At 51.4% G+C, this 23,484-nt stretch carries 39 protein-coding genes; 8 read left to right on the top strand and 31 right to left on the bottom strand.

The genetic code is table 11. The annotated features are described in order from the left end of the window. Window positions 1-4 precede the first annotated feature (4 nt). The 8 genes from ACQG0S_RS08760 to ACQG0S_RS08725 all read right to left on the bottom strand — a co-directional run bounded on the left by ACQG0S_RS08760 (window position 5) and on the right by ACQG0S_RS08725 (window position 7,068). Entirely contained in the window at window positions 5-331 is a 327-nt protein-coding gene (locus ACQG0S_RS08760; RefSeq protein WP_032667407.1) for a head-tail connector protein, read from the bottom strand. A gap of 42 nt (window positions 332-373) precedes the next feature. Next, the gene (locus tag ACQG0S_RS08755) at window positions 374-1,585 is read right to left on the bottom strand and encodes a phage major capsid protein (RefSeq protein WP_426750231.1); all 1,212 of its coding nucleotides are present in this window, start codon (window positions 1,583-1,585) and stop codon (window positions 374-376) included. Between the two features lie 9 nt (window positions 1,586-1,594). Continuing rightward, on the bottom strand, window positions 1,595-2,443 hold the full coding sequence (locus tag ACQG0S_RS08750; RefSeq protein WP_023305924.1) for a head maturation protease, ClpP-related: 849 nt from the start codon (window positions 2,441-2,443) through the stop codon (window positions 1,595-1,597). A 13-nt stretch (window positions 2,444-2,456) separates the two neighbouring features. Beyond that, the gene (locus tag ACQG0S_RS08745; RefSeq protein WP_426750229.1) at window positions 2,457-3,761 is read right to left on the bottom strand and encodes a phage portal protein; all 1,305 of its coding nucleotides are present in this window, start codon (window positions 3,759-3,761) and stop codon (window positions 2,457-2,459) included. Further along, complete coding sequence (locus ACQG0S_RS08740; protein ID WP_426750227.1) at window positions 3,761-5,497, bottom strand: terminase large subunit; 1,737 nt, start codon at window positions 5,495-5,497, stop codon at window positions 3,761-3,763. Before ACQG0S_RS08740 ends, ACQG0S_RS08745 begins: the two co-directional genes overlap by 1 nt. After that, window positions 5,497-5,970 (bottom strand): phage terminase small subunit P27 family, encoded by a 474-nt coding sequence (locus ACQG0S_RS08735; protein WP_113787965.1) that lies wholly within the window; start codon window positions 5,968-5,970, stop codon window positions 5,497-5,499. The genes ACQG0S_RS08740 and ACQG0S_RS08735 overlap by 1 nt, the downstream gene beginning before the upstream one ends. Window positions 5,971-6,127: 157 nt before the next feature. Further along, window positions 6,128-6,478 carry an HNH endonuclease gene (locus ACQG0S_RS08730; protein WP_044703918.1) on the bottom strand — a complete coding sequence of 117 codons (351 nt, stop codon included), beginning with the start codon at window positions 6,476-6,478 and terminating at the stop codon, window positions 6,128-6,130. Continuing rightward, window positions 6,478-7,068, bottom strand: a complete 591-nt coding sequence (locus ACQG0S_RS08725) for a hypothetical protein (protein WP_426750797.1) — start codon at window positions 7,066-7,068, stop codon at window positions 6,478-6,480. The genes ACQG0S_RS08730 and ACQG0S_RS08725 overlap by 1 nt, the downstream gene beginning before the upstream one ends. 165 nt (window positions 7,069-7,233) lie before the next feature. Between ACQG0S_RS08725 and ACQG0S_RS08720 the strand changes: the two genes are divergently transcribed. Next, window positions 7,234-7,491: a hypothetical protein gene (locus ACQG0S_RS08720; protein ID WP_332941976.1), complete on the top strand. Its 258-nt coding sequence runs from the start codon at window positions 7,234-7,236 to the stop codon at window positions 7,489-7,491. On the opposite strand, the gene ACQG0S_RS08715 is transcribed toward ACQG0S_RS08720, so the two are convergent. From ACQG0S_RS08715 to ACQG0S_RS08610, 22 genes are all read right to left on the bottom strand, one after another. Next, window positions 7,445-7,780 carry a hypothetical protein gene (locus tag ACQG0S_RS08715; protein ID WP_332941975.1) on the bottom strand — a complete coding sequence of 112 codons (336 nt, stop codon included), beginning with the start codon at window positions 7,778-7,780 and terminating at the stop codon, window positions 7,445-7,447. The two genes, ACQG0S_RS08720 and ACQG0S_RS08715, sit on opposite strands and share 47 nt — an antisense overlap. 11 nt (window positions 7,781-7,791) lie before the next feature. Next, window positions 7,792-9,249, bottom strand: coding sequence for a glycosyltransferase family 2 protein (locus ACQG0S_RS08710; protein ID WP_426750223.1), 1,458 nt, complete (start codon window positions 9,247-9,249; stop codon window positions 7,792-7,794). Window positions 9,250-9,803: 554 nt separating this feature from the next. Continuing rightward, the gene (locus ACQG0S_RS08705) at window positions 9,804-10,031 is read right to left on the bottom strand and encodes a hypothetical protein (protein WP_023305915.1); all 228 of its coding nucleotides are present in this window, start codon (window positions 10,029-10,031) and stop codon (window positions 9,804-9,806) included. 65 nt (window positions 10,032-10,096) lie between these two features. Further along, window positions 10,097-10,291: a hypothetical protein gene (locus ACQG0S_RS08700; protein WP_023305914.1), complete on the bottom strand. Its 195-nt coding sequence runs from the start codon at window positions 10,289-10,291 to the stop codon at window positions 10,097-10,099. A 68-nt stretch (window positions 10,292-10,359) separates the two neighbouring features. Further along, window positions 10,360-10,596 (bottom strand): hypothetical protein, encoded by a 237-nt coding sequence (locus tag ACQG0S_RS08695; RefSeq protein ID WP_032671572.1) that lies wholly within the window; start codon window positions 10,594-10,596, stop codon window positions 10,360-10,362. A 66-nt stretch (window positions 10,597-10,662) separates the two neighbouring features. Continuing rightward, complete coding sequence (locus ACQG0S_RS08690; RefSeq protein ID WP_032671062.1) at window positions 10,663-10,797, bottom strand: hypothetical protein; 135 nt, start codon at window positions 10,795-10,797, stop codon at window positions 10,663-10,665. 4 nt (window positions 10,798-10,801) lie between these two features. After that, complete coding sequence (locus ACQG0S_RS08685) at window positions 10,802-11,071, bottom strand: hypothetical protein (protein WP_023296246.1); 270 nt, start codon at window positions 11,069-11,071, stop codon at window positions 10,802-10,804. 7 nt (window positions 11,072-11,078) lie between these two features. Continuing rightward, window positions 11,079-11,708 carry a glycoside hydrolase family 19 protein gene (locus ACQG0S_RS08680; protein ID WP_400176941.1) on the bottom strand — a complete coding sequence of 210 codons (630 nt, stop codon included), beginning with the start codon at window positions 11,706-11,708 and terminating at the stop codon, window positions 11,079-11,081. Further along, window positions 11,708-11,989: a phage holin family protein gene (locus ACQG0S_RS08675; RefSeq protein WP_045338888.1), complete on the bottom strand. Its 282-nt coding sequence runs from the start codon at window positions 11,987-11,989 to the stop codon at window positions 11,708-11,710. Before ACQG0S_RS08675 ends, ACQG0S_RS08680 begins: the two co-directional genes overlap by 1 nt. Then, the gene (locus ACQG0S_RS08670; RefSeq protein WP_017145563.1) at window positions 11,976-12,371 is read right to left on the bottom strand and encodes a phage holin family protein; all 396 of its coding nucleotides are present in this window, start codon (window positions 12,369-12,371) and stop codon (window positions 11,976-11,978) included. The genes ACQG0S_RS08675 and ACQG0S_RS08670 overlap by 14 nt, the downstream gene beginning before the upstream one ends. A gap of 90 nt (window positions 12,372-12,461) precedes the next feature. Continuing rightward, window positions 12,462-13,247 (bottom strand): hypothetical protein, encoded by a 786-nt coding sequence (locus tag ACQG0S_RS08665; RefSeq protein WP_426750219.1) that lies wholly within the window; start codon window positions 13,245-13,247, stop codon window positions 12,462-12,464. A 134-nt stretch (window positions 13,248-13,381) separates the two neighbouring features. After that, window positions 13,382-13,960 (bottom strand): DUF1133 family protein, encoded by a 579-nt coding sequence (locus ACQG0S_RS08660; protein ID WP_032668764.1) that lies wholly within the window; start codon window positions 13,958-13,960, stop codon window positions 13,382-13,384. 12 nt (window positions 13,961-13,972) lie between these two features. Next, window positions 13,973-14,962: a DUF968 domain-containing protein gene (locus tag ACQG0S_RS08655; protein WP_232946186.1), complete on the bottom strand. Its 990-nt coding sequence runs from the start codon at window positions 14,960-14,962 to the stop codon at window positions 13,973-13,975. Then, window positions 14,959-15,348: a RusA family crossover junction endodeoxyribonuclease gene (locus tag ACQG0S_RS08650; RefSeq protein ID WP_022650833.1), complete on the bottom strand. Its 390-nt coding sequence runs from the start codon at window positions 15,346-15,348 to the stop codon at window positions 14,959-14,961. Before ACQG0S_RS08650 ends, ACQG0S_RS08655 begins: the two co-directional genes overlap by 4 nt. Continuing rightward, a complete protein-coding gene (locus tag ACQG0S_RS08645; protein ID WP_232946184.1) occupies window positions 15,345-15,665 on the bottom strand; it encodes a LexA family transcriptional regulator in 321 nt (106 codons plus the stop codon). Before ACQG0S_RS08645 ends, ACQG0S_RS08650 begins: the two co-directional genes overlap by 4 nt. Next, window positions 15,662-15,889, bottom strand: a complete 228-nt coding sequence (locus ACQG0S_RS08640; RefSeq protein WP_023305905.1) for a hypothetical protein — start codon at window positions 15,887-15,889, stop codon at window positions 15,662-15,664. The genes ACQG0S_RS08645 and ACQG0S_RS08640 overlap by 4 nt, the downstream gene beginning before the upstream one ends. Further along, a complete protein-coding gene (locus tag ACQG0S_RS08635; protein ID WP_232946182.1) occupies window positions 15,886-16,545 on the bottom strand; it encodes an MT-A70 family methyltransferase in 660 nt (219 codons plus the stop codon). Before ACQG0S_RS08635 ends, ACQG0S_RS08640 begins: the two co-directional genes overlap by 4 nt. Continuing rightward, window positions 16,545-17,039, bottom strand: coding sequence for a hypothetical protein (locus ACQG0S_RS08630; protein ID WP_232946180.1), 495 nt, complete (start codon window positions 17,037-17,039; stop codon window positions 16,545-16,547). Before ACQG0S_RS08630 ends, ACQG0S_RS08635 begins: the two co-directional genes overlap by 1 nt. Continuing rightward, window positions 17,036-17,962: a conserved phage C-terminal domain-containing protein gene (locus ACQG0S_RS08625; protein WP_232946178.1), complete on the bottom strand. Its 927-nt coding sequence runs from the start codon at window positions 17,960-17,962 to the stop codon at window positions 17,036-17,038. Before ACQG0S_RS08625 ends, ACQG0S_RS08630 begins: the two co-directional genes overlap by 4 nt. Further along, window positions 17,925-18,131, bottom strand: a complete 207-nt coding sequence (locus tag ACQG0S_RS08620; protein ID WP_044703888.1) for a DUF4222 domain-containing protein — start codon at window positions 18,129-18,131, stop codon at window positions 17,925-17,927. Before ACQG0S_RS08620 ends, ACQG0S_RS08625 begins: the two co-directional genes overlap by 38 nt. Before the next feature lie 163 nt (window positions 18,132-18,294). Further along, window positions 18,295-18,849 (bottom strand): YmfL family putative regulatory protein, encoded by a 555-nt coding sequence (locus ACQG0S_RS08615; protein WP_023315870.1) that lies wholly within the window; start codon window positions 18,847-18,849, stop codon window positions 18,295-18,297. A 22-nt stretch (window positions 18,850-18,871) separates the two neighbouring features. Continuing rightward, on the bottom strand, window positions 18,872-19,087 hold the full coding sequence (locus tag ACQG0S_RS08610) for a Cro/CI family transcriptional regulator (protein WP_232946177.1): 216 nt from the start codon (window positions 19,085-19,087) through the stop codon (window positions 18,872-18,874). Window positions 19,088-19,186: 99 nt separating this feature from the next. Here ACQG0S_RS08610 and ACQG0S_RS08605 point away from each other — a divergent pair, with 99 nt between their 5' ends. Further along, window positions 19,187-19,813 (top strand): LexA family protein, encoded by a 627-nt coding sequence (locus ACQG0S_RS08605; protein ID WP_023315868.1) that lies wholly within the window; start codon window positions 19,187-19,189, stop codon window positions 19,811-19,813. A 117-nt stretch (window positions 19,814-19,930) separates the two neighbouring features. Further along, window positions 19,931-20,158, top strand: coding sequence for a ClpX C4-type zinc finger protein (locus tag ACQG0S_RS08600; RefSeq protein ID WP_062932511.1), 228 nt, complete (start codon window positions 19,931-19,933; stop codon window positions 20,156-20,158). On the opposite strand, the gene ACQG0S_RS08595 is transcribed toward ACQG0S_RS08600, so the two are convergent. Continuing rightward, complete coding sequence (locus ACQG0S_RS08595; protein WP_058647394.1) at window positions 20,148-20,384, bottom strand: hypothetical protein; 237 nt, start codon at window positions 20,382-20,384, stop codon at window positions 20,148-20,150. The genes ACQG0S_RS08600 and ACQG0S_RS08595 overlap by 11 nt on opposite strands. Window positions 20,385-21,066: 682 nt before the next feature. On the opposite strand from ACQG0S_RS08595, the gene ACQG0S_RS08590 reads away from it, so the two are divergent. The 5 genes from ACQG0S_RS08590 to ACQG0S_RS08570 are packed head-to-tail and all read left to right on the top strand — an operon-like array spanning window position 21,067 to window position 23,483. After that, on the top strand, window positions 21,067-21,426 hold the full coding sequence (locus tag ACQG0S_RS08590) for a hypothetical protein (protein WP_426750213.1): 360 nt from the start codon (window positions 21,067-21,069) through the stop codon (window positions 21,424-21,426). Then, entirely contained in the window at window positions 21,426-22,253 is an 828-nt protein-coding gene (locus ACQG0S_RS08585) for a chromosome partitioning protein ParB (RefSeq protein ID WP_426750211.1), read from the top strand. The genes ACQG0S_RS08590 and ACQG0S_RS08585 overlap by 1 nt, the downstream gene beginning before the upstream one ends. Next, complete coding sequence (locus ACQG0S_RS08580) at window positions 22,250-22,666, top strand: hypothetical protein (RefSeq protein WP_426750209.1); 417 nt, start codon at window positions 22,250-22,252, stop codon at window positions 22,664-22,666. Before ACQG0S_RS08585 ends, ACQG0S_RS08580 begins: the two co-directional genes overlap by 4 nt. Beyond that, window positions 22,663-22,950: a hypothetical protein gene (locus ACQG0S_RS08575; RefSeq protein WP_063444214.1), complete on the top strand. Its 288-nt coding sequence runs from the start codon at window positions 22,663-22,665 to the stop codon at window positions 22,948-22,950. Before ACQG0S_RS08580 ends, ACQG0S_RS08575 begins: the two co-directional genes overlap by 4 nt. Continuing rightward, complete coding sequence (locus ACQG0S_RS08570; protein WP_341844276.1) at window positions 22,947-23,483, top strand: ead/Ea22-like family protein; 537 nt, start codon at window positions 22,947-22,949, stop codon at window positions 23,481-23,483. The genes ACQG0S_RS08575 and ACQG0S_RS08570 overlap by 4 nt, the downstream gene beginning before the upstream one ends. Window position 23,484 lies beyond the last annotated feature (1 nt).

The following is a 23,484-nucleotide window of genomic DNA, read 5'->3' as shown; positions in this document are numbered from 1 at the left end:
CCTCCTACACCCCGTAAATTCGGTATGGCTGAAGCAGGGCTTCAACTGCAAGCGGGACCTCTGCAACGGTTTGCCCGATGGCAACGGATTCCCGGTTTGCATACCAGTGTCCGATAAGCAGTAGCATGGCTGCCTTCACATCATCATTGAGCAGGATCGGGTCCGGGTCGTCAGCGTAGCCAGGGCTGCTTTCCTTTTCATAGAGCGTTCTCCGTGTCCATGTCTGGACGTACCGGGCCGCCGCACCTGTGTAAATCTCCAGCAGAGCATCATCACCCGTAAAGTCGGTATCAATGCGGCAATGCTGTTTCACCACATTCTGATCAAGCATTTGTTTGCCCCGAAAAAAGCGGCCCGAAGGCCGCAATAGTTATCAGCTACCCGCGCCGGTGCTGAATGAACCGTACACGAACGCCTCAGGGCGTTTCACAGCCAGCGCCAGACGTTCTTCGCAACGGATGGTGATCATGTTTTTCTCGAAGTCGTCGGCGTTCTCCGTGGAGATAACCACGTTCGCATCTTCGCGGTCGAAGATTTGCGCACCAGCGTTAAATGCACCGGTCAGGAATTTACCCTGGAAGGCTGCCGCTTCCGTTGCAACAACCGGCAGGCCCCACAGAGTCGGACCAGTCAGCGCCGCAGGGTTCGCCAGAATGTAACGACCCAGGCTGTCTTTGGTCAGCTCGATCCGCGCCCAGTCAATGAAGTGAAGAACATGACCAGACGCCGGGAAGCGTGCCAGCTGTGCCTGCAACATTGCCAGACGCAGATCGTCAATCCCGCTCTGCTGTTCGACAGTGAACGCCGGATTGAACGCTGACGCCTGAGGAACGATGCCGTGCAGATGAACGCCGGTACCATCACCGAAGAGAATTTCCTGCTCTTCTGCATACTTCAGTCCGTAGCGCATTTCGGCATCAACGGTGGACTGCAACTGTGCGAAGTCATCCAGGATCTGCTTTGAGGCTTTGAACAGGTGCGCGATGGTGCTGACGCCAGTGATTTTCGGCGTGAACTCAATTTCGCTGTATGGTTTCTGCGTATTTTCAGGAACCACTTTCGCGTTATTGGTAAAGCCTGTCTGCTGCACCCAGAAAATAGCTGAGGAGGACGTACGACCTGGAGCAATCAGATCGCGGATGAACAGACGCTGTTTCGGTGCCGTATCGATACCCGGCAGGCGCTGTGGCTCTACAACACCATCAGGCACATCCACCGAAGTCAGGGCGGCCTTGACCGGGATGCTGATGCGCTTACCGCCTTCCACGCTGGAAGCAAAGGTTTTCAGGGCTTCAGCGGAGATCACCTGGTGGCCAACGGACTCGACAACCTGTTTCGCGTTTGCCAGCGGCATCTGGGCAACATGTTGCTCCAGTTCGCCCATTGCGGCCTTCAGGGTTTTTTCAGCTTCACGCAGCGCATTGAACTCAGAAGCCATTTTATCAACGGCTGCTTTTGTTTCTTCTGACAGCCTGCCTGACTTCAGTGCCTCTTTGAGTGCGTCTTCTGCTTTCGCGTTGAATTTGCCGGTTGCCTCTTCAATGCTGGCAGTGACTTTTTTCAGAATTTCGTTTACTTCAGACATAAAGGGTCCTTATTTGACTAACGCCGCAAGAGCGCTTTCAAGTGAATTGAGGGTTTCAGGTTTGATATCTTCGGCAGCGCCCGGCGTACCGTCGTTGGTGGTGACAGCGCCAGGCATGCCACCGGATAAGGCTTTAATGAGTTTTCTGCGCTCAGAGCGCGGGGTGTTGGTTTTAGCCAGCAGCGCATCAAGTTTGCGAAGCGCGGCCGCGGGTGATTCATCGCCATCACTGACCGCATCAGCAGAAAGCAGGCTGTCTGCCAGTCCCTTCGCCACAGCGTCACTGCCACCGATGTAACTCTCGGCATCCATCAGTTTCTGAACAGCTGCCATATCAAGGCCGGAACGCGCCGCGTAGATGTCTGCCATAGCGTTATCGAAGGGCTCCAGAGACTGTGCCAGTTCCGCGAAGTCATGGCGGTTACCCATCGCGTAGACCCAGCAGTTGTGGATCATCAGGAAGGCACCACGACCGATCTGAATATCATCCCCGGCCATCGCAATGACTGAGGCAGCGCTGGCGGCGATACCGAGCACCTTCACCGTCACACGGCCTTCGTATTCACGTAGAAGGTTGTAGATTGCCAGGCCTTCGAACATGTCACCGCCAGGGGAGTTGATATTGACCGTGACGTCGGCGCCATTCATCGCCCGTAGCGCACCGGCGATACGTTTGGCTGTTACGCCTTCACCCCAGTAGTCCTGCCCGATCACATCAAAAACAGAAATACTGTTGTCGTCGGTGGACGCGGCTTTGATCCCGCCATCCCAGCGATCCAGGGCGGAGGGTAAAGTTTCACAGGTGACTCGCGCGCAGGGGCGACCCGCCGGTGCTGCCGGAAGTTGTTTTTTGCTCATCAGGAAAGTGCTCCTAAGCGGCCTGTTTCAGCGGAGATTGTTCAAAGGAAATATCAGGGAATATGTGGTTATGCAGTTCTCTCAGGGCCAGAGCCTGAACAGCAGGATTGCTGCTTTCGAGATTTTTCAGTTGCGTCAGGTTGAGCTGAACGGTGTAAATGTCCCCCCCTTCAATCGGTGGCATATTTTCAAGACGGCGCACGTCATTACGGGACATCCACCCATTCTGGAGCGCGCTGGTATAGTACGCAGCACGGCCCGCGCTATCGGCGCGCAGCAGCCCTTCTACAGAGAACTCCGCGAACACCTCATCATCGCTGTCCAGCAGGCACCGTCCTATTTCCTGTTCTATGTTCACCAACAGGGGTCGCAGGGTGTGCGTCAGGAACTGGAGGTTCATGCCCTCCAGACTGGATGCCCAGCTGCTTTGCTTCGTGGTGTGACCGACCATGAAAGGCGGAACGCGAAACCAGCGGCAGATCTCCTCAATGCTAAAGGCGCGGCTTTCGAGCATCTGAGCGTCTTCGGGATTCATGGTTACGCCCTGGTACGTCAAACCTCCCTCAAGCACCATGATTTTCCCGGCGTTTTTTGAACCGGTAAATGCAGCCATGTAGCTGCGAAGTCTTTCACGTTGTTCGTCAGTCAGCGCATTCTCAGCAGAGAGAAACCCTGAACTTTGCAGGCCCTGTTCGAATATCTTCGCCGCGGACTCTTCAACCGCCATTGCAGAACCGATCACATCCCGGCCTGTTTTCATCGGCATCATGCCGCAAACACCGTCAAGACCGAACCCGCGAATGTGCATGATGTTTTTGACGGGAATGACGCGCTCGTTACCGTTTTCAGTGTATTTGTATTCCAGCGCCCCGGTCGTCAGACGTTTAACCACCATGTTCTGCGGCAGTAAAGGCACCAGCGAAACCAGGCGGTTTGCGATGAATTTCTTCTCAATGAAGGCGTTCCCGCGCAGGCAAATACTGGCGACCACCATCAACATAAAGCGTGATGGTGTCATTTCTGAATTGGGTCGGCGGCACAGTATCGAGTAGGCCGGATGATCGGTTGCCGCTTTACGCGAACCGTCAGGCTGTCGAACGTATATTTTCAGCGGAAGTGTTGAAATAGACTCGCTTAACAGCCTTACGCATGCCCACACAGCCGATAGCTGGATGGCTTTATCGGCCGTTACCACCTTTCCGCTGCTGCTGGTACCAAACCATTCCTCCCAGAACGTGCCGGTAGTCAGGCTGATAGGCACACCAAGCCAGTTAAGCAGAGCACTTTTAACCCTGCCTGGCCGTTTGTTTTTTTTCATCAGAAACCTACCATGATGGGATTATTGAAGAATCCGGAGAGATCCTGCTGGTCGTTGCCACCGTTAACCAGAACGCGGCTCATTGCTGTGAACAAGGCCGCAGGGCCATCAATCTTGGCCTCAGGTGTGGACTTATTCGGGAATATGTTCTCGTTCCGGTCCGGTTTGACGGTTACGTTGGACATCATCCAGTTCATCACCGGGTGATCGCTGTGATGGAAGCGGCCACCGTATACCAGCGCTTCGACCTCTTTCATCGCCTCAGAGAAATTGCGAACCGTCTGCGGCACTTCCACCAGCGGCAAACCTTCTTCTGCCAGCGCAAGGCTGAACTGCGTCGCACTCCACGGGTCGAAGCCAATTTCTTTCAGGCTCTCGCCAGCAACCCACAGCTGTAGCTCTTCCTTAATCTGAGCATGGTCGATTACATCCCCGTCGGTAAGGATCAGTTTGCCCATCCCGGCCCACTTACGATAGAGCTCTGCCATCTGGCGTGAACATTTCTCAAGGCGTCCTTCCGGTAGCCAGAATTTGAAATCCGCATGAACGTGGCCATCTGGCGCCCGCCAGACTTTCGCGGCCGCACAGATATCAATTTTGTTTGACAGGTCAACGCCCACCCAGGAGGGATAGGTTTTAAGTTCGTGCAGCGGGGCGATAAACTCGCATTTCTCCCATTTCATCATGTCCATCCAGGCTGACTCAGCGGTAACCCAGATATTCATGTGCTTGGTGAAAAAGTTAATTCTGGCCGAAACCTGCTCTTTCGCCTTTTTAGCCAGGCGGCGCAGGTCATCCCAGCGCTTACAGATACCCAGCCCCGGATTCGCCTTCTGCCAGACTTTTTCATCAAAGGGATCGTCACCTTCATCTAAGGTGTAGATGATGGCAAAAAACGTATCGTCTTTTACCAGTCCACGCAGCACCTTGATGGCGTAATCACGCAATTCGTAGCAGATGCCTTCTTTGTTGAAACCGGCGGTGGTGATACCGAAAAGCAGCGATTGCAGACGCGCGCCGGTTGCCGTCTCCAGAACGTCCCAGACGTCACGGGTTTTGTGAGCATGCAGCTCGTCGACGATGGCACAGTGGATGTTCAGGCCGTCGAGGTTGTTCGCATCTGATGATAAAGGCTCGAATTTGGAGGCCGTTTGCTCCTGGTAGATAGCGAGCTTGTTGAATTCGAAGATCCGCCCAAGCGTGGCTTTCGCCTTCTTGACCATATTTTTCGCGTCTTCAAAAACAATTCGTGCCTGGTCACGGGTGGTTGCAGCGGAATAAACCTCCGCACCGCCCTCGCCGTCGGCACCAGCCATATAAAGCCCCACGCCGGAGCAAAGCGTTGATTTGGCATTTTTACGGGCCACCTCAACATCTGCTGTACGAAAGCGCCGAACCATTACTGGACGACCGCTACCGTCATTACGCAGGACGGTTTCTCCCGTTTCTTCGTTAACCAGCGGGATCACGAAACCAAAAATATTAATCAGAATGAAAACGTGCCAGTCCATCAGCTCAATAGGCTGTCCTGCCAGCGCGCCTTTTACGTGAGGCACAAAATTATAGAAATTCAGAATGTGCTGTGCGCGCGGCTTACTGAAGAAAATACCGCGCTCTTCGCCATGTGCCAGATCGTCAAGAAAACGCTGACAGGCAAGGCGCACATACTCACAGGCAATAATTTCCCCCGCCACTACCCTCTCGGCATAGCGGATGCCTTCTGCAACCTTAGCCATTAATCCCTCGCTTTCATAAACTCGGCCAGCGGATCAACCGCATCAGGACCTTTTGCATTGACTTTAGAGCGGCTGGCTGGCGTCATGCCGAACTCACCAAGCATGGCTCGCAGACGTTTCCAGGCATCAGCTTTCATGATGGCGGCGGGGTGAGCCTTGATCAGCACATCACCGTTCTGCGTTTCGGTCCGGTAGGTGTAGCCCTCAACTTCAAGCGTGTCGCAGTGATGCCGGTATTCGGTATAAGCCTCAACCAGCAGCTCAAGGGCTCTGGCGTCCAGCTGAGACATCACACCGATAGCATCAAGCTCGTCGGCCATCCGTTTAAACCAGTATTTCCCCTGCTTGTCGAAATGCTTCGGCGTTGGGGGTACCCCAGCAGCGGGTTTTGGTTCGTTCTCATTGATCGGGCGTTTAGATGGGTTACCCCTCACCAAACGTAGATGGGTCGGGGTTTTCGGTGGTCCAGACATAATCGAAAACTCCTATTAATCATCGAATGGGGGACCCCATAAAAAAGTTTTCTAACCTGCGGCGATGTGAAAAGAGGTTAGGCGGCGGTCCTTTAGGGTGATTCCCCTGAGGTTTTTACCCGCCCTCCCCCTCGGTTGATTCAAATGAGTATTGATGTCATTTTAGTCTTTCGACCGCTGTCTTCGCCCTGTGGCAAGGCTTGCAGAGGCTTTCGAGGTTGGACAGGTCATCGGTCCCCCCATTTGCTTTGGCGGTGATGTGGTCCACCGTCTCAGCGGGTGTATACCTTCCATTTCGCAGGCATTCCTGACAAAGGTGTTTATCTCTGTCGAGAACGATTGGGCGCAGCCTGTCCCACTTACTGCCATAGCCGCGCTGATGTCGGCTCTGTCCCCGCTGATGCTGCTGCCAGCCTTCGTTAAGGTGCTGGGGACAATAGCCTGAGCGGTCAGTGGTTGTGCCAGGGCAGCCACGCTTGCGGCATGCTCTCGGTATTAACGCAGGCATCAGGCTAACCTCCACGCCCGGCGGCGTTCTGTGCGTAGCGCTGAGTCAGGGTGACACTCAACCGGCTCGCCGTCAGTATGGTCCACCAGCGAGTAACACGGATAGATCACTGAGCCGTCCCAAGCATCACCCACAGCGTAATCGGCGGGCTTGCTGCTGTCCCATCGAGAAAGGACTCGTTCAATATGCTGAGGCGGTACGCTGTAGCACACGCCGTGTATAAGGCGCGGCAGCGTGATGAAGTCAGACCGTGTCTTGTCAGCAACAATCAGACGTTCGGCTACCTGCATCTGATACTGTGGTGGTCGGCCAGTGCCCAGGTAAAAACTCACCAGCGATTCCGGGAAGCGGTTAAGCCAGCTCGTGACTGAAGTGAAGAACAAGTCCACTGGCATCGCATCATCTTCAACAACAACTACCCGGCAGGTTTGTTCTGCTGTCCACTCAAGCGCACGCCGATGATTCCAGTTCGCACCGTGGTTACCGTCATCAATAAGCAGATGGGCATCCAGCATCGCAGCGAGACGTTGTGCATGAACTATGCGAGAAACATGGCCGACCACCACAAACTTTATGTCTTCAGCCACCAGCGAATCTCCAATAAAAAAGCCGCACGATGGCGGCTACTGTCTGAATATCAGGGTGTTGCTTCGTTTTAACCCTGGTTAAGGTAAGCATTCAGCCCGTCAGTGGTTGGACACTGGCGCACTCTGTCGCGGGGGGATGGCTGATTACCTCCGAAAAGGAAAATACCCATGGGTTCCATGTCAGAACTGGAAAAAGCAGTTGCAGATTTGCAACGTGAATTAAAGATTGAAAAAGCCACCAATAAACTGGTTTTTTCTTTGATTATTGAAGCTGTTAACAAGCTGTCACCAAAACAGAATGTTGGGGACGTTCTGATGGATGTACTGAAGGAGGTTACACCGCCTGAAATTTCATCTGCCCCAGATGCTCACGAAGCGATTAAGAGAATTGAGAAAATAATTCAGAAGAAGCAACCGCGTTCGTAACTTCCTGAATTAAATCTTCAGCGGCTCGGTGCTGAGCCGCATTCACAATCTGATCGATTACAGTTATCGCGTGAGTTTCAGCGCGCTGCTTGTAACCTTCAAGAGTAAAGTCTGACGAAATATCTTCACGGTAAGGTACAGTCAGCATTGTCTTCTTATCGAGTTGTACTTTGACGTCACCGCCAATAGCATCAACCGTTGTACAGTCCAGTCCCTCCGCTGAAGAGTAACCGTTTATTTTTAAGCTAAACGATTTTTGAGTCGGAAACTCAACCTCATATGAAATCATAAGAACTCCTGTTATTTATGGCGCCACCAGGCATTTTCTTTGCCGATGCCATCAGTTTTGAAAACGGTATGTACCAGAGGGCCGGTGACCAACCTGTCAGCGAATGACTTCGCAACAATGCCGAACGCCAACATGTCGCCCACAGCGACGCCAGCCTGTTCTTTCTTCCAGAACCGATAACTCTCGATCCGGTAGTAAAGACGGATGATGCCGTGAGCGAACGCCATTACATCAGCGCGGGAACCACCCAGCAGACCAGCGTTAAGCATCACATCGTTGCGGTGCGCTTCGATAAACTCCTGATAGATGCGCTCCGGATGATTCTGCTTTGCCCAGGTATCGGCGTAGGTCTTTGGTTCTGAACCGACATACACCTTTCCGGTTTCCATTTCTTCCCACGGCGCGCGAAGCATTTCGACATCGGTACCATCAGTACACCAGACGAACCGGTATTCAGGGTGATCTCGCAGGTGCTGCCAGATGTGCAGCCATCGACGAAAGTAGACATTCATCTTCACGTCAGATACGAGATACAGCTCAACATCTGCCGGGGCCGTCAGTAATTCATCCACCAGCGCTATACGCCCACACTGGCGAAGCGAGGCCGCCCATTTGCTCAGCATGTCAGGCGAGGCCGCCATTTTAGTGCCGCGCTGCGGGTCAGGCTGACTGGTAAGCAGCGTTGTGATAACCACGTCGCGCTGCTGGCGGTATTCAACGTAACCAGTAAACCCGGCATCACGCCGTTCGTTGTGGACCTTCACGTTACGTTCCACCAGCGCCTGTCGGTCGGGACGCGGTACCGAACGCTCTACGGCTTCATGCTCATCGAGAGAATGGATCAGCTTTTCTGAACCGACCACATCACCGTAAGCCCACGTCGTCAGGCCAGCGTTATGGATACGTAGCGCGAGGTCACTGTGTTCATACATACCACGGCCGTATATCGGATCGAATCCACCTACTTTCTCAATGGCGCTGCGGTGGTAATACAACATCACGCCGCGCTGCCCGGTGTAAGCGATGTGCTTATCATCCCGGTACAGGACCGCCATATCCTTCAGCTTATTCGTCCCTGCCAGATCGAGAAACTGATAAGCCAGGTGTGGCTCGGGTGATTCGATGTAAGGCAAGTGCCAGTTATCAGCGATGGGCCAGGCGTCATCGTCCCACAGGAAGAGATGCTCACACCCGGCGTCCATTAGCGCGGTTAAACTGGCGTTCTTCGATGCAACAATGCCGAGTGATGTTTCATGGCGAAGCAGCTGCACGCCGTCAGGCACTACTGCGGCAGGTTTTGAACCATCATCGACTACCACTACCAGCGCGCCGGCTGGCAGGTGCCTCAGATGCTGTTCGAGAGAACGTTTTAAAACGTCTGCGCGCTGATGTGTCGAAATGGCAATGCCAATCCGTGACGCTGAAGCGCAGGCAGGCACATACGGGACACCATCAATAGTGACCTGCATTTGATTTTCCTTTTAGACGTGAGCCTGTCGCACGGCAAAGCCGCCGAAAGTTAACGGTTTGCCCAGGCTCACAGCTGAAAGACTTTCTTTGATGTGCGCGTGCGATGCGCATAAAACCAAAACCATGTAATTGCTAGGATTATTAATTTTGGATATGTTGACTACTCAGTCCGTTGATGGTGGGACATCAGCGAACCTAAACAAGAGGGATGGCTGATTACCTCTTATAAGGATTTTTATGGCTACAACTTCTTGCCCAAAGTGCTCATCTACAAGGTTCGAAATGAAGGAGCACCCTGTCTCGAACAGTAATTTTCGTATCCTTTTCATCCAGTGCGCTTCTTGCGGCGCTGCTGTAGGAACAACGGAATATCTCAATACCAATAGTTTGATTAAAAACCTTGCAAAAAAGCTTGGATTTAGTCTTTAAAAGATAAGAGCAGGTAGTCAATCGTTGCCTGCTCTTCCCCATATCTCACAGGGGATGCCGCCAACATTATCCGGTTGTGGGGACAACCATTATCAAGCCCACCAGCAGGTGAGCTTTGTAATGGCTACGAATCCACCGCGTTATGCAGTGCTTCCTGACTGGCAATATGCTCGTAACGAGATACCGTCTTTCCATTCTGGTTCATCACATAGGCGACCTCGCCGGGTTTCAGGAATACATTTTTGTCCATTCCCGATACCGCGATGCTCTGCTGCCCCGGATTGAACCCTACACTCAACCCGCAATGAATCTCTTCGCCGCCGCCCGGCGACATCACTTTTACTGTTAACATGCTTCTTCTCCTTCTTCTGGTAATAAAAAGCCCCGCTATTGCGAGGCTATAGGTTGGTTTAAGAGCTAATTTATTTTTGTGCAGTAGCTAACCACTACCCTGTTCTTTTCTGCACCTCTGGCTTCAGCCATCGCTTCGGTGTAACCAGTCAGGCTATCTAAGAAAGAATCACCTTTATTAACCCTCATCACAAAATTTCCTTTCTCACACAAATTCCAGTCCTGGTCATAATATTCCCAGGTTAAAAGATATTCGGACATGTAAAGCTCCTTGAAAAATATGTCCGAAAACATTATCACAGGCACTCAGTGAATGCCTGCTGCAATGCCTAGCCGTCAGAAAAAGAAACACCGAGGTCGATGATGACTTTTTTCTGTTTCTCAATACGACGTTCCAGCTCTGCTACAGCATGAGGCCGGATTGCCTCTTCAAAGGCAGCATCCTGATATGCTGACTGGATAGTCACACCGAGACCACCTCCGCCAGCGATGAGATCGCGCTGTTTTTGCAGTTCTCGAATGTTTTCCCAGATGCTATAGGCATGACTTAAATCCTGAACTTTCATCTGTGGCTCTCTCTTGGGTGGGTATGGAAATATCCCCGCTATTGAATGTGAACACAGCAGCATGCTTCACTCCTGTTTCTGGCAGTTAGCCTGCCACGCTTTGTTATGCGCCAGGATGTCTTTCTTCGTCTGGCGGTCCAGAACATCCCAGTCATGAGCGGTGCCGTAAATGGGTTTAACCCAGTCGCAAGCCGTGTCCACTACCTCAACCCTTACGGGTCCAGTTGTCCCGCAGCTCGCGATCAACATCGTCGCCAGGCATATGGTTAACAGTCTGCTGTACATTGCTGGCCTCTTTCGTTGCTTCTACCCGGCGTTCGGCTGCTGTGACCGTTGCCGCTGCGTTATCTTCGGTGCGCTGCTGGTCCGCTTTCGCTTCCGCTTTGCTGGTGCCGCGAATATGGCCCAGGCCAAAGGCACCGGCGATAGCGGAAATCACCAGTGCGGCCAGCCCGATTATCGTTTCGATACCCACACTCACCTCACACCAGAACAGATTTCGCCAGGTTAAACAGCGCGCGGCGTTTATCCAGCCCGTTTCTGCCACCATTGATAAGAAGCGTCACGCGCTCAACGTCGCCGGAATGAAGCAGGCAACCACGGGAGGCATAGAACCATGCGGCTGAGCGCGCGGCGTATTCATCCTGTTCAAGCAGCTCCGGGTGGGTAACAAGGTCCAGTTTCAACGCGTGGCCACAACTGCGATAGTTGCTCAGCCCGGTAACCTGTTTCAGCCCGCGACCGCGATATTTCCAGCCATCACCGGCAACCTGATTGCCCAGGTGTACTTTTCCCCACTCACCACCGTATACCAGATTGGCGATCGCTTTCTGGTTTGCCGGTTGCGTTGCCGTTCTGCCAAGTGCGGCGGATTGCTGTTGAGTGATGCGGTGGCTGCCGAACGTCGGTACCAGGTTTTCAACCGCGTAATTCAGGTTCTCCACCAGTCGGGTAAATCTGGTGCTTTCATGCCCCATCTGGGCAATAAACATGGCCTGATCAAGCGGTGCGGTGATGCCGTATTCCTTCATAGCGGCGTCGATATGCGGAAACCAGCGCGCAGCTAACCCGGCGCTGATACCAGCCGCCTTCAGAAATTGTGATTGGTTCATTAGTGCCTCAGTGCATCAATCAGGCGCGCCATGTTTCCCCGTGCCCAGAGAAGAGCAGCGCAAATCAGAACGTTCACAAGCACCACAAACCAGTGCGATTCGTGATACAGGCCGAACAGGTAACGGAAAGGGACGCTGGCATAAACCAGCACCGTGAAATAAGCCATCAGCGATATCAGTGGACGATGTCTCGCCCCTCCACGCTGGTAGAACATGAGGGCAAGAACGATCACCCCGCAGATGATGGCATTCGCCATTGCACTCGGATCACTTGTTACCATTGCTGGTCCCTCCTCCACGTAAACGAGAGAGAATTCCAAACAGGCTACCCAAATCCTGGCTGTTGACGAACGTCAGCAGCTTAATCGCAATAGCGGCTACGATTACCGCGCCCAGCGCATCAAGTGGCCTGTCGCTATACCCCGTCCATTTGGAGAAGTAAGAGCCAAGAAGTGGAGCGCCAATAACGCCGAAGATGAATGAGGTGATGAAGTAGCCCACCAGCTTAAGGCGGCTGATATTAACCGCCGTAGCGACATAGAACACTGCACCAGCGAATGCGCCAAACACCACACCATAATCAATGCCGGTTGCCAGGCCGAACATGCTGGCCCCCATCAGACCACCAGCCGCTACCGTAGTGCCAGAAACAGGATCGGACATTTAGCCCCCTCTTATTGCTGTAAAGCATCTTTTAAAAAGAAAAAGACCGCATAATGCGGTCTTTTATAATTTATCTTCTATTTATGTTTATTATCTTGGCAATAGCGATTTTGGCCCAACCCATCTAAAGCAATTCATTAACTCCTGAATTATAATCTGTATCTTTTTTAACGTTTCGGGTGATACATCAACTTCTCCATAAGAACCGTCACCCATTGTTGTTCCAAATTTAGATCCATTTAACATATTAAAGACAGCTATTCCAACTGGAATTTGCAATTCTTCTTTATTAATAGGCTGTATTTGCATAGGCTTTCTATCTTGACCGATACCACGAACTCTTTCATCCAAATGCTGTGTGGTATTTCTCACGCCCCTCAAATCAGGAAACTCTTCGCAAAAACTCTTATACAACTCCTTGACTTTCTCAGGGGTTGTTAATTCTTTAGAATTAGCGAGAGCGTTTAAGAATTTTTTAATTGAATCAATTGAGGATAGGAATGATTTAGCATAAACATATTTGAGTGCATTTGAATGGCTTTCTGGAGGAGTACCTCCATTCCATTTTTCTCTTCGCAATCTTGCTTCCGCTTCGATTATCACATATTCGTTATAACCACTTACCCCCATTTCTTCTCTTACCTGCTTCTCCAATTCAGATCGTTTCTTCATATCTAATTCGAATTCGGATAATAGCTGAGAGGAATCAGTATCACGGCCGGTTCGCTGCATTTCATTGATAAATAAATTGAGAGAAACATTGGCTTCGTAAAATGAGCTTTCAATGTGATTGAGAAGATTACCAATTTTCCATGCTAATTCTTCATCACCACATTCGATCGTTAAGCCAGGTTTTAAAAACTCGAATACATACATGATGGATCTCCAAGTATTATTGATTAAAATAATCCAATACTAATGAAACCCATTATAAGCAAAAACCCGCGCTACTGGCGGGCTTTCTTTGTTCTGTTGCTCAGTGCGCTTTACTGCCCCGAGCCTAACACAATTTAAGCACTTTTCTGCTCACTCTGCAACTTAAATCTGTCGCTATTTGTGCCGAACGCGTCACAAAGTGGTGCGTAAAGGATCGATTCTGCAAGACTAACCCATGTATCAATGCGACGACGGCACGTGATAAGGGTCCAGTCGGGGTGTTTTGAATTAAGCTCTTTAGCCATCTGGAGTTTGCTCTTGCGCAGACGATGACGATCAACAATCACGCCATACAACCCACGGTATTCTTCGTTCATCAATACGGCAGCAATAACGCCATCAATCTTCAGCCCCTCCTCGTCAGAGCAGAACGCCAGGCCAGTTTTGTTTTTACTGTCGAGAATTTCACGCAGGTATGCTTCCAGCTCGGGTTTAGTGATGCCGGATTTCTTCATGCGGCGCAGCGCATCGTTGATGGCGGATTTGGTTATTTTCCCGGATGCCAGCAGCTGGTTGAACATGTTTCCGCCCGAGCCACCACCGATATAAGACCAGCGGCCCCACATGCGGAGCTTTCCCTGTACCCAGATACTTTCGAGAGTGCGAAGGCGAACCAACTCGCCGGATTTGCCTACTTCTGAAGGATTGATCATTTGCGTCTCCACTTACGCCAGTACGCCGATTGCCAGCGCACGATCTAAAAACCGAAACAGCAGCGTTAACTGGTCGCCGTATTTCGCTTCAAATGCCACGGGATCAGCGTGTAACTCGTCGTGATGCGCTCTGCACAGCGGTATCACAAACAGGTCATGCGCCTTGGTACCCATTCCACCCTGCCCGTGGCCTATCAGGTGGTGGGGGTCGTCTGCCGGATTATTGCAGCAACTGCACTGCTGCGACTTCACCCAGCGGGTGTATTTCTCGTTTTCCCAGCGTCGGCGCTTTGGCCTCAGCATGAAAGATTCCGGCGTTTCAGGATCGACCTTCACCGCCACTATCTTTTTTGCCTTCTCCTGAAAGATTTGCGTAGCCGGTAATGACGGGACAATGTCGCTTTCCCTCATCACTGAACTGTGCTGTTCTGGCTTGATCCTGAGTGCCTTACTCGCCACTGATTCAGGAACAAGGTCAGCCAGATCGTTACGTACCATCCACCAGCAGAACTCAGGAAGCGAAAGAGTGTGGTCAGTGCTGAAACCTAAATCAATATTTACCCTTTCCAGCAGCCATTTTACCAGGTTCTGCATGGCAATTCCTGCCAGTCTTTCAGTGGTTTGCTCACGTAAATGGTTATCACATGACCAACAAAGACGAATGCTCCCCGGAGCGTGGCGCATAACCGTAAAGTCACTGGCATGCCAGTCAGTGTGAGGCCATTGGCATTCAAATTTTCTCTCCAGCCAGGCATCAAGGCTACTCAATCCACCAGCTCGCTGAATGACCCTCTCGTTAACGAAAATAGCCTGCATGTTGGCATCGTCAGTCAGGGGCTGGTGGGCTTCAGGGATTAATCCAGATGGCAGATGCTGGATGGCTTCGGATGGTGGCTCAATAACTACCCTCCCCTGACGGAATAGCCAGAGCAGTTCGTTACCAGGGCGGAACAGAACCACCCCAGACATCGGCGCAATTTCAGGCGTCAGTATGGCTCTCACCCAATTCCCCCCATTGTTGGTTGATGCCTGGTTATCGATATTTCTACCCTTCCGCCATGCACTTTAGGTCCCCACTCCACCAGCATTCTCTGCACCTGGCTGTCATCCTCCCAAATGCCTGCGTGCGTGAGCGCGTCAAACAACGCCTTGTTGTAGTTGTCGATGTCGCGGCGGCGGGCATCTGGCGGAAAGAGAAGGATCTCCACCGCAGCTGGTGATGATGATGGTTTTGGAAGGCAACGCAGTTGCTCAATGATCGCTGCACATGCCGCGCTCTGGTATGCCCTGCCCTTCTCGCTGATAAGATGGCGGCCTTTTAATGGCCCCTTGTTTGGGGCTCGCCAGTATGTGTTTACGCTCGGTGGGAACGGGAGCACCAGTTTCATAAACTCACTCCCTGTTTTTTCAGCCATTCAACAGCGTTATCTCTGGCCTTGTCTCCGCCGGATAGCAGGTCTTTGATGACCGTTACTGGATCTGCATCCCTTTCCGTTTTGATGACGGTTATGCCCCTGGCAGCGCCAGGAGCAACAGTGATGTAACCTTTTTTCTTAAGTGACTTCACGTGCGCTACAGCAGCGTTCGGTGATGCGCAGCCAATTAATCCGGCAAGCTCCAGCATCGTAGGAGGAAAGCCAGCCTTTTCGATGTGAACCTTGATAGCTTCAAACACTTCATTCTGACGCGGCGTTAATTCGATCATGACTCGACTCCATAACGCCCGTTCAGGCGTCCGATTACGCTGTTGAACATCACCAGGCTTACACCCATCGGTTTAACCTTCTCGTGGTACTCCTTCAGGATCGGAGGCACTACGACATTCCAGCTTGGCTTTGGATTCTGCTTTAGGGCTTTTTTGATGGCATCGTTGCATTGACGGGCTACATCACGCACAGCGTTCTCATGCTCGGTAGATAGCTTTTTCATGCAGCGCGCTCCTGTAGTTTTTTCATGGGAACGGCAACTGCCGGTATAAGCTCAACAGCTGGTGATTCAGATTGATTTCCCCAGTGGTCCCAGCCAGGCGCACCGCAACGGCTGAATAGTTCGATGCGTGGAACATCACCGTAAAGCTTCTCCAGACGGAAACGCGCCTCTGCTGGCTTCTGGCTGTGCTCACCGAGTGGACTGTAGATAACCTGCTTGATGCTGGCGCACTTGCGTTCAAGTCCATTTCCCCTGGTGGCGATCAACAGGTCTTCGGTATTGGCTCGGGTGTAGTTCCCGCCGTTCATGCGGGTCTGTGCGTTCAGCAGGTCTAAGAAGTCGTAAAAATCCTCTACACGGCCTGCCTGAAGTGTTTTGTTGATATGCTGCTCTGCCAGTGGGTTGAACTTTACCCAGGTAAAGCCCTTCATCGTGCGGACCTTAAAGCCCCACGCTTCAGCCAGTTCGATAGCTTCGCGGGTATGGGTTCCGGTAAACCACATAGCCAAAACTGCATCATCGGCAGCCAGGTCCCAAACCGGTAAGCGCTTCATGTCGATCAGTTTCATCGTGTCGTAGTGATCTTCTGCTGCACCGTTACTGGCTTTGTTGTCATAGAGCCAGGCTGGGTCAGCGTAAATCAGTGAGTATTTCATCAGACATTCCTCGCTCGGCCAGCCAGACACCATGCATCAGAGGGTGCTTTCACTTTCGGCGCCATGCTCAGGCAACGCTGACGCTCAATCAGTATCTTCATCCGCTGCTCTTCGTCCTTAGAGCGATTAAAGGCATCCAACAGAACTGTGGCCGCACGCTGGTAGAGCCCTTTTTCAAACAGGCCTTGAGCCTTATCCATCATCCTGGTTATAGCTGGATTCGGCGCTTCTTCCTGTTCCGATACAGCTGGTGCATCTGCCCGGTTAATTTTCAGTGCAGAACGCCCCTCGCTAACGTCACCACCCGGCGCTTTGGCAAAATACTGGTAGCACTTACCGTTATGCTGCCGTGTTGCGCGATTCAATTTGACCAGATGGCATACACCGCGCTGAACAGCATGAAGGCGGTATTGAGGCATTGAAGCTGCGATCTGTTTGTTAGTTAACCCAGGGTTTTCAGCGATGAAAATTTGAATATCTTTCAGAAGGCTCATGAGTTCGCTCCTCTGAAGCCCGCCGGGACTTTGCTGTAGTCGGTATTCTCGAAGCTGGATTTAAAGATTCCATCCTCACGCTCCCACTTCCCATTAACACGCGCTGGCCTTCCGGCATTCGCCCAGTTGGTAGCGGACTTCAGATACGCTGGAAACTTTGTTGGCTGGAAAAGCGTTTGTGGGCGCAGGTAGGCCGCCATTGTTAAATCGTCGCTCCACTTGGCGTTGCAGTAGTCCACTACCAGCAACAGCTCTTCAACGGTGAAGCCCTCCCCGATTCGGGCGCGAATGTTTTGCAGCGAGGTTGTTGAAACCTGATAACGCGAACTGGTCACCTGATTCAGATGGGTTAAAACCTGTTTAGCCTGATCGGTGATCAACACATCACCGTCTGGTTGCGGCGCAACCGGACAAATAGGGTTTTTAATATCTGTAGTATTCTCTGTTGTATTCTCTGTAAGAACATCAGTGCAATTTGACCTGATGAGAGCGGTTCGTTTTGACCCGATGGAACGTTCCACTTTGACCTCTTCCATCGGTTCATTTTGACCTGATGGAAGAGTGCATTTTGAACTCTTCGATTTGGTCACTTTGACCTCATCTAAAAGCTCACTTTCGTAGTTGATCGTGTAATAGTTCGTCATGTCGCGCTGAGACTTGTTCAGCTGCTCAACTTTGAGTACGCCAAGGTTTTTCAGGCGGGTGAATGTGCGCTTCAGGGTGGATTCAGACCAGAACGGAAACTGCTCCAGCCACTGCTCATTGGTGTTGTAAATCCAGCGCACGCCGTCACGCTCCAGTCCGGAGGTGGTTTCTTTCAGCCAGTAATTAACCTGCTGCAACGCAATGGCCTCGTTCAGCCCAATGCTGTAAGCAAGGTCAGGATTAATCACTATCGGGCGGGATGGCATTAACAGGCTCATGGTCGTCCTTTAACTCTGTAAATTTACGCTGGAATTGCTCAAGAGGGCTGAAGCACTCATGATCGTACCCTTCGCGAAGGTATATAACGCGTCGAGTCTCGGGCTCCCATCTGATGACCCGCACCGGGACGCCATAGTGATCTCTGAAACGCCGGTTAAGTTCTCGCATAGCGCTCTCCCCTTCCGACGCCAGACACCCACAATCGCCATAGCCCTGCTGTGGTTACATGGAACCCAGCGGCCTGATACCATCCGCTCATACCGAAACGACGAGGTTCCAATAACGGGAATACCACGTAGTTGCGGGAGACGGTTGTTTACCGTTACACTGTTCATGCGTTAGTTTCTCCACTGATACGACACGCCAAGGGGCCCGGAGCTGCACACTCGCGGGCCTCACCCATTTCTGGAAGGCAATAAACACGGGAAATAAGGTTCAGGAACGTCATGAGAGTGACCCTGAACTGATATGCGATATCGTTAAGACTTTGCCACTCGCTCCGGTCAACTACACCATCTTCAATGTAATGACGGTAAGCGTTGACCAGCTCACCAAGCCTCCCCACCAGCTCGGCCAGTTTCAGGCCAATCTCTTCGTTTTCATCATCAGGCACGGCGCCGGGAACGTGAATTCCGTTATCAGTTTCACGAGAGAACGCGTCAGCGATGTAACTTACTCCAGCAGCGCTTTGCAGCACCATTGCCCAGCCCATTGGAAAGATCTGGTCGCCACCAGCACGAAGGCGGTTAAAGAGTGAATTCTGGGTTTCATCCAGAATTTCCGCCGCTTCAGCGTATCCTCCTGGCAACGCGGCAATCGTCTTCCTGATTGCGGCCACTAGCCAGGCGGGCTGCTTCTCAACTTTCCATTCAGGTTCTATACCCACGGTTAACCCCTTATCTCTGTGGTTATTTCTGATCGCTTGGCGATGTATTCTTGCCATAACGTGCTGGGTTGAATTCCAGTTCACCAGCAGTTCGATACGCAGCTTCAGCAGCTCGTCCTTTTGGGATTAAGCGTCCTGGGCGGTTACGCCACTGGTAAACGGCCTCACTAGTGATGCCAAAAAATTCGGCAACTTTTTCAGTGCTGCCGAAATGTTGTTCAATCTCGTCGGTTGTCATGAAGCCTCCTTAGCTAAGTTTGATTAGATATTAATAACCAATCTAACTTAGGTCAATAAAAACTAAGATTGCTTAGTCTTTTTTAAATTTGGTGCTTTCATGGAAACGGTTGGTCAGCGCATTAAGGCCCTACGTAGGGTTACAAGAACTTCTCAAAAAGAACTGGGTAAATTCTGCGGTGTTAGTGACGTAGCGGTCGGTTATTGGGAAAAGGATGTGAATATCCCAAACGGTGAATCGCTGGTTAAGCTGGCGAAATTTTTCAATACATCAATAGATTACATTCTTTACGGCACCGAATTCGAAGGTGCCCTCATAACTAAAATGCGGCGTGTGCCAGTGATTTCTTGGGTTCAGGCTGGGCAGTTTACGGAATGTAAAACTGCTGATTTGTTCAGCGATGTCGATAAATGGGTTGAGACATCACTTCGCATTGGAGATAGCTCGTTCGCATTAGAGGTCAAAGGGGATTCAATGACCAATCCAAATGGCCTCCCAACAATACCTGAAGGGGCTACCGTTATTGTTGATCCAGATGTCGAACCCCTTCATGGGAAGATTGTTGTTGCGCGTATTGATGGCACTAACGAAGCGACTGTTAAAAAACTTGTCATTGATGGCCCACAAAAATTTTTAGTCCCACTAAATCCTCGCTACCCCAACATACCGATCAACGGTAACTGCCTTATTATTGGCGTTGTCAAAGGCGTTCAGTATGAAATCTAAGTTCCCTAACTCCTCAAAACACTAAACTAAGAAAAGTTTGGTGTTTACCCTTGACCTAAAAACTAAGTTAAGTTAGATTTTATTCATCAGCAGCGAACATTGTGGCGGTGAAAATAAATGAGCGTTAACAGTATCTACAAGTGCTCTTTCTGCGGAGTTACAGAACAGCAGGCAAAACGGATTATTGCTAAAGGTGGAAAAGACGAGGCGGCCATTTGCTCTGACTGCGTTGTTCAGTGCGTTACGGTGTTTGCAAATTTGGCTTCTATTTCGGCACTTGAAGAGCGCTCGATGATTGAAGCCGCCCACATCCAGGGCGGCGAGATAACAAAAATCAGCCTTTAATGGTGGGGTTAAAGCCCTCGATTCGCTCAACAAGCGAACGACTTGTAGAAACAATGTAAGAATCTTTGCCCTCATAAGACTGAGCGTGCCGATTAAGGTTCTCTATTACATCTGATTTAACTGATGGTAATGCTGTTGAAATTGAGTGAAGAGCAACAGTAAATGCGTTCTCAAGCGCCTCAATCCTTCGGGCGAGAGTTACCATATCAATTGGAGTTTGACTCATTTTAATTTCCTTCTTGGTTGTGTGAGAACTCCAAGAATACCACCGAGCCTGATGTGGTGAAAAGACAGGCAGCAGTTGCAGTACGGCATATGGCACATGTGCCGCAGCGGTCCGGGGATTCCTTGCATTACTTTTTCCAGATCCAGCGGGTAGCCGGAATGTGCAAGCCAGGCAAGTACGACGGCCAGAGACGTTTCACCAGCGTGGCGATCAGGTGACAGCCCAGACGATATCTGAGTGGCTATAAAAACAGATGGGAGCCGGTGGAATCCCGGCACACAACATGAAAGCGCACTCCATCAACTATCGGTTGTGGATGGCAGGTAAATAAACGAACGGAGTGCGCTTCCAGTTGTGTTAACCGTAGTAGCTGTACCAGATGCTGTGTGTAGTCTTGGCGGTCGGCAGTTTTGAATGTCCTTAATGTCGACCGCCCCTTTTCACAACTGAAAGCGCGTTCAGCGTTCAACTTGAGAGGCCGTAGTCGTTAAATCAACTCAGGAGAACGCGCTCCCAATTGTGGAGAAGCTAACTGGCGGTGGCAGCCGCCCGTTTCACTAAGTGCCCTGGTTGGGTGCTTATTAAAACGAAACCCCTTTATTTTTTGTCGCCAATCGGCGAGGGATTCGTGCAACCAAAATTCAGCGCTGTGCAGAGCGCGTATAACACGGAGAAACTATCCATGACGAACACACAGAACGTCACCGAGTTACAACCACGCATGACCCGGGAGCAGCTGATTGACGCAGCGCGTAAGGCAGCCCCTCTCCTTCCGCCAGCTTATTGCGGCATTATGAAAGAACTGGCTAACCGCCTGGACTATACCAGCGTCGCGCTTTGTGAAGCGATGGCTCAGCGTAAGGAACTAGCTGTTCAGAACGCCACGTTGCGTGAAGATGTCTCAAGTTGGGCCAAAGAGTGTGACCGCATTGTTGAACGCCACACGAAGACCAGAACCAATATTCATTTACTGGAAGCCCAGCGAGAATTGCGTGAGCTGTCACCCATCGTCATTTCCCAAAATAACGAGGTGGCTCTCTGATGGCTAACTCATTCAAGCAAATGACCCGTGACGGGACTATCAAGCGCACCGATACCGGGATGTTCATCAGCCTTGACCAAATCCATGTGCGGGAAGGTTTCAACAAACGCGAAGATGATGAACGTACCCGCCAGGCAGATGATGACCTCTTCAACTATCTGATGAACGGTGGCTCCGTTCCCCCGCTGGAGGTTATCGCCCGTGATGAAGGTGGAGTGTGGGTTGTTGAGGGCCACCGTCGGCGTCGCTGCTATGCGCGCTGCGCTGAAGCTGGCAAGCCGGTAGACCGCATTCACATCATGCCGTTCAACGGTAACGATGTTCAGCGGCTGGCTCGAATCATGACCAGTAACAACCAACTGCCGCTTTCCGATATGGAACAGGCCGCAGTTATTCAGGAGCTGCATAACGCCTTCAACCAGACCACCAGCGAGATAGCAAAACTGGTCAACAAGTCTGTCCCTACTGTCGAAAAGCTTCTGCTTCTTAGCACAGCCAATCACGACGTTCAGAAAGAAGTTAAGTCCGGGACCGTGTCTGTAGATGTGGCCGTTGACCGAGTAAAAGAGTTTGGCGAAAAGGCCGGTGAGGTTCTTCAGAAGGATAAAGCTTCTGCTGCTGCCAAAGGTAAGAAGAAAGTCACCCGCAGCGTTATAGCGCCAGAAATTAGCGTTAAGAAAGCGCGTCGCCTTGTAGAGCTGATCAGCCTGGCGGGTATAAGCGACACAGGTGTTATCTATCTCGAAGGATTGGTCCATGCAGAAGTCGTGGAAATTATCGACGAGCACAAAGCTATCGCCGTTCAGCGTCATGGAGCAGCATCATGATTACCGAAAAAAATAATGTTTTTTATTGCGACTGCGGATTTTTCTTTGAGAGGGGGCGCAGCGGCGCGCATAACTGTGAAACTGGTTTGCGTAAGAAACTTGCCGAATCGGAAGCCAAGCTCTCTGCGCTGGCTGCTGAGAATACGAATTGTCGCAATGCGGTGCAGGTATTCTGCGATGTCGTTGACGCAAATACAGACGCCATATGCGAAGAGGTTGGTCAGGACGGAGTGAAGGCCATCCTTGCAGCAATGAGTGCGACAGGAAACATGCCAGCTACCGACGCTTTCCTGGCTGAAGTGCGGGCGCAGGGTGTGGAGATGCTGCGCGAACATCCAGCAATCAAACTTTGCTCTTTAACTCACGTATGTGATGAGTTCGCTGCCCAAATTCGCAAAGGGGTGCGGTCATGATCAACTCGATAGACGCCCATCTGACCGATGATGTGATCAATGCAGCATTCGAAAACACGAATTTCGGTCGCACTGATTTCCGCACCATCCTGGCTGAAACAGTCATGAAGCGCGCCGCTGGGTATCACTCCGGCTGGACTGCAACAACCATCTGCATGGGGCTTGGCTTGCTGAGCTCGAAGAACCAGAGTGCTACTAAGCTCGGCCTGACGTTCGCTTTACATCACTACTACAAGCCATGCGTGCGTGAAGCACTGATGCCTGTCCAGGAGGCCGCCCAATGAGCAACATCGACAAACAGGCGCTGACAGACGAAGCAATCAGCAAGGCCTTTGCTGGTACAAATTTTGGCAGAGATGACTTTAAAAACATTCTGGCCGAAACGGTTATTGATGCCGCTGCGGGTTGGCGTTGCGGCTTCACAGCAACAACTATCTGTACTCAGCTTGGACTTTTGACACCGAAGGGTTGCGCGTCCGCACTTGGATTGAGGTTTATCAGTGAGCACGTTCAGCGCGAAACAAAGCGTCTGAAGGATGAGCTGGAAGCCGCAGAGAAGCGGATTACTGAGCTGGAGCGCAATGAAATTCGCGAAGAAGGAAACCAGTTTCTCGTCGTTCGGCACCCGGGGAAGCTTCCTGTCGTGAAACACTGCGCTGGCGAACTCGAAGGCTTTCTGCGCCAACTGCTTGAGCATGACCCTATGGCAACCATCGATATTGTTACACACCGCTATTACGGCGTTGGTGGTCAATGGGGTCAGGATGCAGACGAATATCTGCAAATGATGGCAGCCGCAGCCGGTAAAGGAGAGTGAT

The sequence above is a fragment of the Enterobacter cloacae complex sp. 418I7 genome (genome assembly GCF_050030705.1).
Classification (GTDB): domain Bacteria; phylum Pseudomonadota; class Gammaproteobacteria; order Enterobacterales; family Enterobacteriaceae; genus Enterobacter; species Enterobacter intestinihominis.
Note: the sequence above shows the minus strand (reverse complement) of the source record. Positions and strands in the feature narration are given on the sequence as shown.

Excerpts from the sequence above, each read along its gene's own strand:
- ACQG0S_RS08625 (WP_232946178.1), bottom strand. The coding sequence starts at position 17,962 with ATGAGCCTGTTAATGCCATCCCGCCCGATAGTGATTAATCCTGACCTT.
- ACQG0S_RS08720 (WP_332941976.1), top strand. The coding sequence starts at position 7,234 with ATGGGTTCCATGTCAGAACTGGAAAAAGCAGTTGCAGATTTGCAACGT.
- ACQG0S_RS08640 (WP_023305905.1), bottom strand. The coding sequence starts at position 15,889 with ATGAAAAAGCTATCTACCGAGCATGAGAACGCTGTGCGTGATGTAGCC.
- ACQG0S_RS08580 (WP_426750209.1), top strand. The coding sequence starts at position 22,250 with ATGATTACCGAAAAAAATAATGTTTTTTATTGCGACTGCGGATTTTTC.
- ACQG0S_RS08665 (WP_426750219.1), bottom strand. The coding sequence starts at position 13,247 with ATGTATGTATTCGAGTTTTTAAAACCTGGCTTAACGATCGAATGTGGT.
- ACQG0S_RS08585 (WP_426750211.1), top strand. The coding sequence starts at position 21,426 with ATGGCTAACTCATTCAAGCAAATGACCCGTGACGGGACTATCAAGCGC.
- ACQG0S_RS08730 (WP_044703918.1), bottom strand. The coding sequence starts at position 6,478 with ATGCCTGCGTTAATACCGAGAGCATGCCGCAAGCGTGGCTGCCCTGGC.
- ACQG0S_RS08750 (WP_023305924.1), bottom strand. The coding sequence starts at position 2,443 with ATGAGCAAAAAACAACTTCCGGCAGCACCGGCGGGTCGCCCCTGCGCG.
- ACQG0S_RS08675 (WP_045338888.1), bottom strand. The coding sequence starts at position 11,989 with ATGGTAACAAGTGATCCGAGTGCAATGGCGAATGCCATCATCTGCGGG.
- ACQG0S_RS08650 (WP_022650833.1), bottom strand. The coding sequence starts at position 15,348 with ATGAAACTGGTGCTCCCGTTCCCACCGAGCGTAAACACATACTGGCGA.
- ACQG0S_RS08570 (WP_341844276.1), top strand. The coding sequence starts at position 22,947 with ATGAGCAACATCGACAAACAGGCGCTGACAGACGAAGCAATCAGCAAG.
- ACQG0S_RS08695 (WP_032671572.1), bottom strand. The coding sequence starts at position 10,596 with ATGAAAGTTCAGGATTTAAGTCATGCCTATAGCATCTGGGAAAACATT.
- ACQG0S_RS08660 (WP_032668764.1), bottom strand. The coding sequence starts at position 13,960 with ATGATCAATCCTTCAGAAGTAGGCAAATCCGGCGAGTTGGTTCGCCTT.
- ACQG0S_RS08745 (WP_426750229.1), bottom strand. The coding sequence starts at position 3,761 with ATGAAAAAAAACAAACGGCCAGGCAGGGTTAAAAGTGCTCTGCTTAAC.
- ACQG0S_RS08630 (WP_232946180.1), bottom strand. The coding sequence starts at position 17,039 with ATGAGCCTTCTGAAAGATATTCAAATTTTCATCGCTGAAAACCCTGGG.
- ACQG0S_RS08595 (WP_058647394.1), bottom strand. The coding sequence starts at position 20,384 with ATGAGTCAAACTCCAATTGATATGGTAACTCTCGCCCGAAGGATTGAG.
- ACQG0S_RS08705 (WP_023305915.1), bottom strand. The coding sequence starts at position 10,031 with ATGTTAACAGTAAAAGTGATGTCGCCGGGCGGCGGCGAAGAGATTCAT.
- ACQG0S_RS08645 (WP_232946184.1), bottom strand. The coding sequence starts at position 15,665 with ATGATCGAATTAACGCCGCGTCAGAATGAAGTGTTTGAAGCTATCAAG.
- ACQG0S_RS08755 (WP_426750231.1), bottom strand. The coding sequence starts at position 1,585 with ATGTCTGAAGTAAACGAAATTCTGAAAAAAGTCACTGCCAGCATTGAA.
- ACQG0S_RS08670 (WP_017145563.1), bottom strand. The coding sequence starts at position 12,371 with ATGTCCGATCCTGTTTCTGGCACTACGGTAGCGGCTGGTGGTCTGATG.
- ACQG0S_RS08635 (WP_232946182.1), bottom strand. The coding sequence starts at position 16,545 with ATGAAATACTCACTGATTTACGCTGACCCAGCCTGGCTCTATGACAAC.
- ACQG0S_RS08760 (WP_032667407.1), bottom strand. The coding sequence starts at position 331 with ATGCTTGATCAGAATGTGGTGAAACAGCATTGCCGCATTGATACCGAC.
- ACQG0S_RS08590 (WP_426750213.1), top strand. The coding sequence starts at position 21,067 with ATGACGAACACACAGAACGTCACCGAGTTACAACCACGCATGACCCGG.
- ACQG0S_RS08610 (WP_232946177.1), bottom strand. The coding sequence starts at position 19,087 with ATGACAACCGACGAGATTGAACAACATTTCGGCAGCACTGAAAAAGTT.
- ACQG0S_RS08575 (WP_063444214.1), top strand. The coding sequence starts at position 22,663 with ATGATCAACTCGATAGACGCCCATCTGACCGATGATGTGATCAATGCA.
- ACQG0S_RS08710 (WP_426750223.1), bottom strand. The coding sequence starts at position 9,249 with ATGCAGGTCACTATTGATGGTGTCCCGTATGTGCCTGCCTGCGCTTCA.
- ACQG0S_RS08735 (WP_113787965.1), bottom strand. The coding sequence starts at position 5,970 with ATGTCTGGACCACCGAAAACCCCGACCCATCTACGTTTGGTGAGGGGT.
- ACQG0S_RS08680 (WP_400176941.1), bottom strand. The coding sequence starts at position 11,708 with ATGAACCAATCACAATTTCTGAAGGCGGCTGGTATCAGCGCCGGGTTA.
- ACQG0S_RS08620 (WP_044703888.1), bottom strand. The coding sequence starts at position 18,131 with ATGCGAGAACTTAACCGGCGTTTCAGAGATCACTATGGCGTCCCGGTG.
- ACQG0S_RS08715 (WP_332941975.1), bottom strand. The coding sequence starts at position 7,780 with ATGATTTCATATGAGGTTGAGTTTCCGACTCAAAAATCGTTTAGCTTA.
- ACQG0S_RS08700 (WP_023305914.1), bottom strand. The coding sequence starts at position 10,291 with ATGTCCGAATATCTTTTAACCTGGGAATATTATGACCAGGACTGGAAT.
- ACQG0S_RS08605 (WP_023315868.1), top strand. The coding sequence starts at position 19,187 with ATGGAAACGGTTGGTCAGCGCATTAAGGCCCTACGTAGGGTTACAAGA.
- ACQG0S_RS08740 (WP_426750227.1), bottom strand. The coding sequence starts at position 5,497 with ATGGCTAAGGTTGCAGAAGGCATCCGCTATGCCGAGAGGGTAGTGGCG.
- ACQG0S_RS08600 (WP_062932511.1), top strand. The coding sequence starts at position 19,931 with ATGAGCGTTAACAGTATCTACAAGTGCTCTTTCTGCGGAGTTACAGAA.